The 12021-nt window shown below is 29.0% G+C and carries 9 protein-coding genes; 2 read left to right on the forward strand and 7 right to left on the reverse strand.

Annotated elements, in window-relative coordinates; translation table 11 throughout:
• From KJQ99_RS06775 to ileS, 4 genes are all read right to left on the reverse strand, one after another.
• A partial coding sequence (locus tag KJQ99_RS06775) for a hypothetical protein (protein ID WP_214150345.1) occupies positions 1–341 on the reverse strand: 341 nt, incomplete at its 3' end.
• Between the two features lie 154 nt (positions 342–495).
• Complete coding sequence (locus tag KJQ99_RS06780; protein WP_214150346.1) at positions 496–1122, reverse strand: hypothetical protein; 627 nt, start codon at positions 1120–1122, stop codon at positions 496–498.
• 317 nt (positions 1123–1439) lie between these two features.
• A complete protein-coding gene (gene gatA, locus KJQ99_RS06785; protein ID WP_214120091.1) occupies positions 1440–2801 on the reverse strand; it encodes an Asp-tRNA(Asn)/Glu-tRNA(Gln) amidotransferase subunit GatA in 1362 nt (453 codons plus the stop codon).
• A 94-nt stretch (positions 2802–2895) separates the two neighbouring features.
• On the reverse strand, positions 2896–5628 hold the full coding sequence (ileS, locus tag KJQ99_RS06790; protein WP_214150347.1) for an isoleucine--tRNA ligase: 2733 nt from the start codon (positions 5626–5628) through the stop codon (positions 2896–2898).
• 75 nt (positions 5629–5703) lie between these two features.
• Between ileS and KJQ99_RS06795 the strand changes: the two genes are divergently transcribed.
• Positions 5704–6789: a CinA family protein gene (locus KJQ99_RS06795; RefSeq protein ID WP_214150348.1), complete on the forward strand. Its 1086-nt coding sequence runs from the start codon at positions 5704–5706 to the stop codon at positions 6787–6789.
• Positions 6786–7442 carry a uroporphyrinogen-III synthase gene (locus KJQ99_RS06800; protein WP_214150349.1) on the forward strand — a complete coding sequence of 219 codons (657 nt, stop codon included), beginning with the start codon at positions 6786–6788 and terminating at the stop codon, positions 7440–7442. The genes KJQ99_RS06795 and KJQ99_RS06800 overlap by 4 nt, the downstream gene beginning before the upstream one ends.
• Positions 7443–7466: 24 nt before the next feature.
• Here KJQ99_RS06800 and lepA read toward each other — a convergent pair whose 3' ends face one another.
• The 3 genes from lepA to KJQ99_RS06815 form a co-directional block, all read right to left on the reverse strand.
• Positions 7467–9254 carry a translation elongation factor 4 gene (lepA, locus tag KJQ99_RS06805; protein WP_214117702.1) on the reverse strand — a complete coding sequence of 596 codons (1788 nt, stop codon included), beginning with the start codon at positions 9252–9254 and terminating at the stop codon, positions 7467–7469.
• Between the two features lie 84 nt (positions 9255–9338).
• A complete protein-coding gene (locus tag KJQ99_RS06810; RefSeq protein ID WP_214117701.1) occupies positions 9339–10703 on the reverse strand; it encodes an L-serine ammonia-lyase in 1365 nt (454 codons plus the stop codon).
• Positions 10700–11908 (reverse strand): aromatic amino acid transport family protein, encoded by a 1209-nt coding sequence (locus tag KJQ99_RS06815; RefSeq protein WP_214150350.1) that lies wholly within the window; start codon positions 11906–11908, stop codon positions 10700–10702. Before KJQ99_RS06815 ends, KJQ99_RS06810 begins: the two co-directional genes overlap by 4 nt.
• Positions 11909–12021 lie beyond the last annotated feature (113 nt).

Genomic DNA, 12021 nt, shown 5'->3' on the forward strand with positions numbered 1-12021 from the left:
ATTATTATCATAGGAATTATGCTATAAGTAAGAGCAAGTTTGTTATTAATTTTTTTTCTTAATTTAAAGAAAAATATTATAAAAAATATAATTATAAAAACTTTAAGATATATTAGTGGATAAAGTATAAGTCCTTTATAAAATAAAATTATTATTTGACCTGTAAAACCAAAAAACAAACTATTAATCGCTAAAAAGCAAAAAAGAATTGAATAAATTACATTTACATCTGAGCCAATGCTAAAAATTACACCTGCTAAAACTGAGCCAATAGCAATCATTATTTCAATTATTATAAAAATCTTAAAAAGTATTTTTAAGAATTCTAATGTTTTTTTCATACCATACCTTAAATATTTTTCATAGGAAGATTACAAAACTATTTTTCCATACTTATCTTTTAAATACTTATCTCCAACATCATACATTGCAGTCTAGATATTTTTAAAATTATCCATACAATTCAAATATTCTTCTTTTGTCATCATTAACTCCTTAACTATCAATTTTTTCATAAATATAACCATATTTATCAAAATAAATTTTAAGCTCTTTTATATTGATATTATGATTATCTTTAAAATACTTTTCAAGCTCGTGATATTTTTCAATGCTTAATATATTTATAATCTTTTCATCTTGCAATAAAATTACCGAATCCATTACCTTATAGTATTTTAGTTTAAGCGTAAATATGTAATAAAATAATTTAAGAATAAAATTTATAAAGTATTGTAAGATAGTAGCAGGTAGTAAAAAAATCCATAAAATTTGAATTACTTCATGGGGTTTTTGTGATTTGTGATGAACTACCGAAAAGCTTTTATATATCTTAAAAGGCTTATTTAAATCAATACTTTCTAACACTTCGCCATTATTTAGATAATTAATGGTATTTTTAGTAATTATGATTTCTCTTTTACACTTTATAAAAGGTCTTATGTAAGGTAGTGCTAAAAATGGCATAATTATAAAAACATTTCTATGAAGTGAAGAGCTAGGATTATCTGTTAGAAAATACGCAATATAACTTATTATCATACAAACAAAAGCAGGTAAAAAATCAAAAAATGTATTAATATCCTTGATAATTACCGGCTCTTTATCGTAATCTCTTTGCATATCATCTAACCTTTTTTTAATAAATTTATATGGTGCTATATAGCACAATCAATGTCTTAAATTAAAACCACAACTAAAAATAGTAACATTCCAAATTTTAAGCATTCAAATTCCTTTATTTTTCATATCATAGCATTTACTTAAATAAAAATATCAAAAAACTTTATTAATTTACAATTTAACCACTATTTAGATAGTTAACTTACGATAAAAAAGATAGAAAGTGTAAAAATTACATAATATAAATATTAAGTGAAGTGCTAAAAGTGATTAAAATCTATTTTAAATTCTTAGAATTTAAAATAGAATAGGGTAGGTTATTTAACAGCGTTTTCCAAACTTAATGCTGCATTTAATAAGTTTTGCTCATCAAATCTTTTTGCTACTAATTGAACGCTCACATTTAAATTATCTTCAGTTTTAGCAACAGGCACGCTAATACCTGCAAGCTTTGCAAGATTAACTGAAATAGTGAAAATATCTTCTAAATAGCTTTCAACAGAACTAGTCTTCGCATCAAATGATTTTGGAAGACTTGGTGCAACAGGCATTAGTATTAAATCATTATCGCTTAAAATTTCATTGTATTTTCTAGTGATAATTTCTCTTACTAATTGAGCTTTTTTATAATATGCGTCAATATAACCACTTGAAAGCACGAATGTTCCTAATAAAATTCTTTTTTGAACTTCAAGCCCAAAACCTTCGCTTCTAGTATTTACATATAACTCGTTTAAATCTTTAAATTCCTTAGCTCTATTGCCATATCTAATCCCATCGTAACGGCTTAAATTAGCACTTGCTTCAGCACAAGCTATTATATAATAAGCAGCTACATCGTATTTACTATCAGCAAGGCTAACTTCACTTATGGTATGACCACAAGCTTTTAATTTATCTATAGCTTTATAAGTTTGTGTTTTTATTTCATCAGAGCATGAATCTATATAATTTTTAATAATTGCGATTTTGTATTTTTTATTAGCGTCTAATTTATCAAATGTAGGCACAAATTGAATATCAGCACTAGTGCTATCAAACTCACAATGACCTGCAATCGCATCGTATAAAATACTAGCGTCTTTTACATTTTGAGTTAATACTCCTATTTGGTCTAAACTACTTGAATAACTAGCAAGTCCATATCTGCTAACTCTTCCATAACTTGGCTTAAAACCTACACAACCACAAAATGCAGCAGGCTGGCGAACACTTCCACCTGTATCGCTTCCTAATGCAGCAAGAGCTATTTTTGCACCTACCGCAGCAGCACTACCACCACTACTTCCACCTGGGACTAAAGCATTATTTAAAGGATTTAGGGTCTTTCCATAAAAGCTTGTTTTTGTAGTATTACCCATAGCAAACTCATCCATATTACATCTTCCAAATGGTGCGAATTTGTGTTTTTTCATATTGTTAATCACACTTGCATCATAAGGTGCATAATATCCTTGCATTATTTTTGAACCATTTGTAATGCTCCAGCCCTTAACTTGAATATTATCTTTAATAGCTACAGGCACTCCTAGATAATCAACATCATCTAAAGGAGTATTGATTAATTGCTCTACATAAGCTCCTAAATGTTTGTTTTCTAATGCTAATTTATTTAGTTCTTTTTTTAATTCTATTAATTCATTATCACTTAATTTTAATGCTTGTTCTAAAGTTATCATTTCTTTCCTTTATTTACTAAAATTACTCCAATAGCACTAATTATAGCTAATACTATAATAGTGCCGACTATTAGCTCTAAGCTAACAGGTTCGCTCATTTTAACACCCTTTCGCATCTAGGACATAAGCTTTCTTCGTTTAGGCTTAAGTATTTCCAACATCTAGGGCATTTGCATAGATTTGATTTTATGATTTTGTATGTTTTATTATCAATTTCAAAACTTGCCAAAGCTTCGTTACTATTTAAAGCTTCAATTTTACTTAATGAATAAAAATCAGCTGCTTCTTCATAATTTAATATCACTTCATCATTAGTAGCTAGATTTAGCTCTAATGTGCTTTTGATTATTTTATCTTTTTTTAATATATCAATTTGCTCGTAGAATTTAACACGAGTTTTTAATAAATATTCATAATCGTTTTTGCTCGGTGTGATTTTACTAGCAAAATCAAAATCTTCTAAATCAAAAATACTCTTAATATCGCCTAATATAAATTTGTTTGCGTGTTCGCAAGCTTCATTTGTAGTATGAGTTAATACAGGTGCTAGTAAAACTAATAATTTTTTAAGTATTAAAGCCATTGCAGTAATTGACGCTGTTCTTTTGCTATCTTCTTTAGCATCACAATACAAGCTATCCTTACAAATATCAAGATAAACACCACTTAAATCAGCACTTAAAAATGTGCAAAGTGCATTCATACCTTTAGCGAAATCATATTCTAAGAATGATTTTTTGTAAAGCTCAAACACATTATTAGCTTTATTTAAAATCATTTTGTCTAAATCACTGAAATTATAATTATAAGCTTTTAAATCGCTAGTATTTGCTAATAAAAATCTTATTGTATTTCTTATTTTTCTATATTGTTCGCTAGTTTGTTTTAATATGCTTTCACCTAATTTAACATCAGTTGAATAATCACATAATGTTATATAAAGTCTAAAGATTTCTAAGCCATAATTTTTTGCAATTTGTTCTGGCGCTATTACATTGCCTAGACTTTTACTCATTTTTCTACCTTTTTCATCAACGGTAAATCCGTGAGTTAAAACTGCTTTATAAGGTGCTTGTTTGTTTAAAATAACGCTTAATAACAATGAGCTTTGAAACCACCCACGATGTTGGTCGCTTCCTTCTAAATACATATCAGCTTGAGTTGTTTTGATATCGTAATTTCCACTAGCTAAAACAGCGTTAAATGTAGAGCCGCTATCAAACCAAACATCTAAAATATCAGTAACTTTTTCTAATTCATCTGCTTTATATTTTGAATTAGCTGGTAATAAATCTTTAATATCTTTTTGCCACCATACTCTTACGCCTTCTTTTTCAAATATACTTGCAAGGTGTTCGTAAAGTTCAAAATCCATAATCAAATTCCCTGATTTATCATTAAAGAATGCTAAAGGCACACCCCAAGAGCGTTGCCTTGAAATACACCAATCAGGTCTATTGCTAATCATAGTTCCTATTCTATTTCTTCCTGCTTTTGGATAAAAACTCACTTCATCAAGTGATTTTTGAGCTAATTCTCTTAAAGTCATACCATTGTAAAATTCTTTATCCATAGCTATGAAAAATTGTTTAGTAGCTCTATAAATTATTGGTTTATGAGTTCTCCAACAAAATGGATATGAGTGTATAAATTTAGAGCATTTTAAAAGACTTTCGCCCAATAATTCAATAATTACTTCATTTGCTTTAAATACATGCATTCCTAATAATTCAGGTTTATTTGGCACTAATCTTTTGATATTTTCATCATAACAACCATCATCTCCTACAGGCATTTCTACTTCAATGTTATATCTTAAACAAGCATAATAATCATCTTCTCCGTGTCCTGGTGCAGTATGAACTAAACCACTACCGCCATCCATTAAAACATGCTCTCCTGTTATGAATTGAGATAGATTATTGTTTAAAGGATTTAATGCGTTTGTATTTTCTAAAAAATCTCCTTTAAACTCAAGCACAGGTTTAATATTAAATTCTGCTAAATCTTCTAATCTTTTTTTAGCTACGATAAGACCATTTTCTCCTAAAACATATAGCTCATCTTTATTTAATGCGATTGCTTTATTTGCTGGTAAAGTCCAAGGAGTAGTAGTCCAAATAACAGCTCTTGCATTGTTTAAAACACTATCATTTGCTCCTAAAGATTTAAGTTTTGCTTTTGCATCATCGTTTAGTTTGAATGCTACGAAAATTGAATAATCTTCCTTATCTTCATATTCAACTTCTGCTTCAGCTAAAGCACTTTTAGCAGCCCAACTCCAATAAACTGGCTTACTTCTTTGAATTAATAAACCATTTTTAGCTACTTCTAAAAGAGTTTTATAAATATTTGCTTCAAATTTAAAATCCATAGTCAAATAAGGCTTGTCAAAATCTCCAATTATTCCTAAGTCTTTAAATTCTTTCATTTGAATACCTATGAATTCTTTTGCGTGTTCGGTGCAAGCGTCGTGAATTTCTTTTATACTTGGATTTTTATCTTTTAATTTGATTTCAACTTGTTGTTCAATAGGCAAACCATGGCAATCCCAACCAGGAGTATATGAAATTGAATTATTAGCTAGAAAATATCTAGTTTTATTAATCATATCTTTTAAGATTTTATTTAAAGCATGACCTATGTGTAAATGCCCGTTAGCATAAGGTGGGCCATCGTGTAGGATAAATTTAGGTGCTTTTTTATCTCTTAATTGTGCGTATGCAAATGATGAAAATTTTTCAAAACTTTTTTTCTCGTTTTCATAAAGATTTGCTCTCATCTCAAAAGTAGTATTGGGTAATAATAATGTATCTTTATAATCCATAAATGTGCCTTTAATATTTTTTGATTGTTAAAATGCACTTATTTTGCTATACTTTTTTAAATAAAAGGATAAGAAATGAAACATTTATTAATATATTTTACAAAAGATTTGAGTTTTAATGGTAGTTTTTGTGAATTTGTAGATAGAAGTTTGGCTAAGAAGAATTTGTTTGCTAATACTATCATTAAGCTTAATGATGATGATTCTAAATTAAATACTCTTTTAGAAATAGATGTTAAAAAATATGAATTAATAACGATAATTGCTGATGAGCATTCTTTTTCTATGATTAATAAAATCCTAGCTACATTAAAAGAATGTGAATTGAGCTTAATTGATGATGAGTTTATAGTAGAAAATCCTAAAGATTATAAGAAAAATTCAGTTTTAATAGATTTAAACGGGGTTATGATTAATATATTAAAAGCTAGTATGTTTTATCTACCTGAAATTTTGCATAACACAAAACTTAGTTATGATTTTTTAATAAGTGATTTGGATTTAGAAAGTGCTGAAATATTATTAAATACTAGCGTAAAGCCTTATGGAGTAAGTCTTAATATTTATTCACTACTTGATAATTTATTATATGTCAAAGTAAATACTAATGAATATTCAGATGAAATAGGGCTTTTAAATTCCGTTAAATCATTATTCCCTAAAAAAGTGATTTTTGCTGATAATTTATACGAGCATATAATTAAAAAATTAAAAGAAAATAACAAAAAATTAAGCTTCGCAGAAAGCTGCACTGGTGGATTATTGGCTAGTAATTTTACTAAAATTAATGGCTCAAGTAGTGTTTATGAAGGTAGTGTTATAACATATTCAAATAAAAGCAAAAAAGCTTGGCTAAATGTAGAAGATATTTATTTAGAAAATCAAGCAGTTTATTCTCAAAATTGTGCTTTAGCAATGGCTACTGGGGTATTGAAATTGACTAAGGCAAATTACGCTATAACTTGCACGGGGGTTTTAGGAGATAGCGATGATTTAGGTGTTAAAAGCGGTGTAGCTTTTATATGTGCTATTAGTGATACAGGCTTGATTTTGCACGAGAGATTAGAATTACTTGGAGATAGGATTTATAAGCAAAATCAATGTGCTTTAGCCTGTGCTTTATTGCTTTGCAAACTTGAAAGAGAAGTGTTTTTTGAATGATTTATGTAGTTGGTTTAAAAAACGAAACAAATATAAAGAGTATTTTTGTAAATGAAATAATTTTTAATGATTTTAGCATTAATGATGATTTTGATGCTTGTATTTTTACTAGCAAAAATGCCGTTAAATCTTGTGTATTAAATAATATTAATCTAAAAAATAAAAAGATTTTTAGTATAGGTTTAGCAACTACGAAATACTTAAATAGTTTAGGCTTAGATGTGTTTTATACAGGCAAATCAGCTCACGCGAGTGAATTTAAAAACGAGATATTGCCACTGCTAAATAATTTAAAATGTGTTTATTTTAGGGCTTTAAATATTATAAGTGATTTAGATGAGTTTTTAGATTCAAATAATATTAGCCTAAGGTCTGTAATAGCATATAGTAACACTAGATTAAATACGCCTTTAGATAAGGATTTAAAGCCTTTTGTAAAGTCAATAAATAATGAAGATATATTGATATTTTTAGCACCATCAGGAGTGCGTGATTATGAATATTTTTTCAAAACTTTTCCAAAAAATATAATAGCAATAGGAAAAAGCACTGAAAATGAATTAAAAAAATATAATGTAAAAAATATCTTTGTTTCAGACTATCCTACTTTGCAAGATTGCTTAAACCTAGCTAATAGTTTAAATAAAGTTTAGGAATTTCAATTTGAAATTCCTTTTTTAATCAATCTTTAAAATACTTAAAAATGCTTCTTGTGGTAAAGATACTTTACCTATTGCTTTCATACGCTTTTTACCTTCTTTTTGCTTTTCAAGTAGCTTTCTTTTTCTAGTAATATCCCCGCCGTAGCATTTAGCAGTAACATTTTTACCCATTGATTTTACATTTTCACGAGCTATGATTTTATTACCTATACTTGCTTGAATTGCTACTTCAAATAATTGTCTAGGCACAATATCTTTCATAGCTTTTACTAAATCTCTACCTTTGCTTAAAGCCTTTTGATTTGGTACGATAATGCTTAACGCATCAACTGCTTCTCCTGCCACTTTTATATCAAGCTTTACTAAATCTCCCACTCTATAATCACAAAATTCATAATCAAAACTAGCATATCCACGAGTAAGTGATTTTAATTTATCATAAAAGTCCATAATAATTTCATTCATAGGTATATCGTATTCAAGCAATACTCTATTTTCTGTTATATAATCCATTTTTGTTTGTATTGCACGGCGATTATTTAAAAGAGTAATTAAATTTCCTAAAAACTCGCTAGGAGTTATTATGGTAGCTTTTACATAAGGCTCTTTTATGTGATCTATTTTATTTACAGGTGGTAAGTCGCTTGGGTTTTGGATATTTAATACGCTTCCATCGGTTAAATTAACTTCATAAGTAACACTAGGAGCGGTTGCTATTAGGTCTAGATTAAACTCACGCTCTAAGCGTTCTTTTATAACTTCCATATGTAATAAACCTAAAAAGCCAACCCTAAAGCCAAAACCTAAAGCAAGTGAAGTTTCTGGCTCGTATGAGATTGAGCTATCGTTTAGTTTTAATTTATCTAAAGCATCTCTTAAATCTTCAAATTTATCAGTTTCAATCGGATAAATCCCTGCAAATACAAAGGCTTTTGCTTTAGCAAAACCTTCAATTGGCTCTGTTGCTTTATCTTTTGCTAGGGTTATTGTATCTCCTACGCTAATTTGTGCTATGTCTTTTAATCCTAATACAACGATACCAACTTCTCCTGCTTTAATTGTATTTGTTGGCATTGGATTTAGTGGGTGTGGATAGCGTAAATCTAATACATTATGCTTTACGCCTTCGTGCATTAAATATATTTCATCGTTTTTATTAATCTCTCCATCCCTTACTCTAACTAAAGCTAAAGCCCCTAAATAGCTATCAAACCAGCTATCATAAATTAATGCTTTTAGCTTATTTTGATTACTTTTTGGTGCAGGAATTCTCTCACAAATTGCTTGTAATAATTCAGCAATTCCTATCCCAGCTTTTGCACTAACTTCTATTGCATTAGAACAATCAATTCCTATTATATGCTCAATTTCAGCCTTTACTTTTGCAGGATTTGCTGCGGGTAGGTCAATTTTATTAATTACAGGAATTATTTCTAAATCATGCTCAATTGCCATATAAACATTCGCAATTGTTTGTGCTTGAACGCCTTGTGAAGCATCAACTACTAATAATGCCCCTTCGCAACTTGCTAAACTTCTACTAACTTCATACGAAAAATCCACATGACCTGGGGTGTCAATAAGATTTAAAATATAATTTTCCTTATTATAAGTATAATTTAATCTAACTGATTGAGCTTTTATAGTAATTCCACGCTCTTTTTCTATATCCATAGTATCCATTACTTGCTTACTCATTTTGCGTTGCTCTATAGCATTGCAAGTTGTGATTAAACAATCTGCTAAAGTGCTTTTACCATGGTCTATATGTGCTATTATTGAAAAATTTCTTATATTTTGCATTAAAGTTCCATTATTTTGATGTGATTTTTAATATTAACAAAAAATAATAAATTACAGATTGTAAAAAGGGCATAAAGCCCTTTTTTAGCAAAATTTCTTGTAATTTGTAGCTAGACCTGCAAGGCTAGTTTCTTTATATCTTGTATCCATATCTTTACCTGTTTCATACATAGTTTTAATAACCTCATCAAGCCCAACGCTAGGAGCACTCTCTCTATCCATAGCCATTTTAGCTGCACTTACAGCCTTTATAGCTCCGAATACATTACGCTCAATGCAAGGAATTTGAACAAGTCCTGCAACAGGATCACAAGTTAGCCCTAAATGATGCTCCATTGCAATTTCAGCAGCAGAGCAACAATCAATCGGACTTGCCCCCATACTAAAGGCAAATGAAGCAGCTGCCATTGAAGAAGCTGAGCCAATTTCTGCTTGACAACCAGCTTCAGCTCCACTTATACTTGCGTTTTTCTTAAACAATGAACCTATCGCCATTGATACTAATAAAAAGTCTCTAATGTCCTTTTCACTCATACTTTTTACATGCTCTTTTAAATATAAAAGCACAGCAGGAACTACCGCACAAGCTCCATTGGTTGGAGCAGTTACTACACGATTACCCGCTGCGTTTTCTTCTGAAACACTCATAGCATAAAGGCTAAAATAATCTATAAAATCCAAATCACCCTTACGATTTAAATTCTTATCATCTAAAAGCATTAATTTTTTGGCTAATGCAGGAGCTCTTCTTTTAAGCTTGATTGGTCCTGGTAGGATTAGTTCATTTGAATTAGCACCTGCTTTAAAACTATCTTGCATTGCTTCATAAATCTCTTTGCAATAATTATTTATATATTCTTCGCTATTAAAATTAAGTTCATAAAGCATTGCAATTTCGGCTATGTTTTTATTGTATTTATTACATAACCACAAAAGCTCCGTCGCACTATCAAAAGAATAATCATAATTTTTTTCTTGATTAGTTTGATTAGTTTTACTAATCTCATCTTCACTTTTAATAAAGCCACCACCAACTGAATAATAAGTCTTAGATTTAACACAAGTATTATTTGAAAACGCTTCAATCGTTAAAGCATTTTCGTGATAGCTTTTAAATTCTTTAGAAAAAATAATATCGCTATTTTCATCAAAATCTATTTCAAATTCATTTCCTAATAAAAGCTTTCTTTCGTTTAATCTTAATAATACAACTTGTTTTTGTTCTGGGCTTATTGTTTTTACATTTAAGCCACTAAGACCTAAAACCACAGCAATATCGCTTAAATGTCCTTTACCTGTAAGTGATAAAGAGCCAAATAAAGTAACTTTTATCCTAGTAATTTCTTTTAAATTTAAACCTTTTAAAAACTCATTTCCCGCAACAAAAGGTCCAACTGTGTGCGAACTTGATGGACCAATGCCGATTTTAAAAATACTTAAGTTACTCATAAGTTCATCTTATAAATTACACTTGTAATTGTGATAATTCCCATAATAGCTACGAAATAACAAGCCGCACCATTTTTATAAACTCTTAGCTCTGGGATTTTATATATAGCATATACAGGCATTAAAAATAATATTACAGCAATAATAGGACCGCCTAAATCTTCTATAAATCCTAAAATACTAGGGTTATAAAAAGCTACTATTATCATAGTTACATACATAAATATAGTTGTAAAGGCATTATTTTTACTAACAGCTTTTCCGCTTACTTTTTTAATAAGTCCATTTAAGCCTTCTCTAGCACCAAAATAGTGTCCAAAAAAGCTAGTTAAAATTGCCAAAAATGCAACAGCAGGAGCACCATAACTTATAATATTTCCATCAAATTTATTAGCAAAATAGCTAAGGATTGGAATATTTGCATCTCTTGCAATAGCAAACTCATTTTTATCAAGACATAAAATACAAGAAAATACAAAAAACATAACAAATACTAATAAAAGCGTAGCGTTATTAAATAATATTTGCTTTCTTTTTGCGTCCGAGTTTTCTTTATACTCATTATATGTATTTAGGCTAAAAGTTGAAATCGCAGGAGAGTGATTAAAGCTAAATACTAATACAGGTAAAGTAAGCCATATTGTGCTAATAAATTCCTTTGCACTTGGAACTTCACCTAAAACTTCTAATTTCCAATGTGGAATTAAATAAAGTGAAAATAAAAATAGTATTAAGCATAATGGATAAACAAGCCATTCACAAACTTTAGTAACTAAAGTTTCATTAGTAAACATTACAGCCATCATAATTGTAATTAAAACAATAGCCAAGATTAAGCGATTTGGCTCGGCTAAGCCTAATTGATTTACCATAAATGAGCTTATAGTATTTGTAATACCAACCCCATAAGCAAGACAAATAGGATAAATTGCAAAAAAGTATAAAAATGTAATCACAATTCCTACTTCTTTACCAAAATATTTATTCACAGCATCAGTAATATCTCCACCTTTAGTAGAGCCTACAAAATATGATAAGAATAAATGTGATAAATAAGTCATTGGGAAAATTAATACACACATTAAAACAATAGGCCAAAAGCCACCAGTTCCTGCACGAATAGGTAAGAATAAAATTCCAGCACCAACAGCAGTGCCAAACAATGAAAACATCCAACGATTGTCAAATTCGCTCCATTTTTTCATTATTACTCCTTAAAATAATTTAAAGCCGCTATTTTAATTATATTTATATAACTTATTATAAATTTAAATCAAACTTTTAAAATAAATGTTACAAACTGTAACAAAATATTACA

Source organism: Campylobacter sp. 2018MI13 (assembly GCF_018501135.1).
In the GTDB taxonomy this organism is placed as follows: Bacteria; Campylobacterota; Campylobacteria; order Campylobacterales; family Campylobacteraceae; genus Campylobacter_E.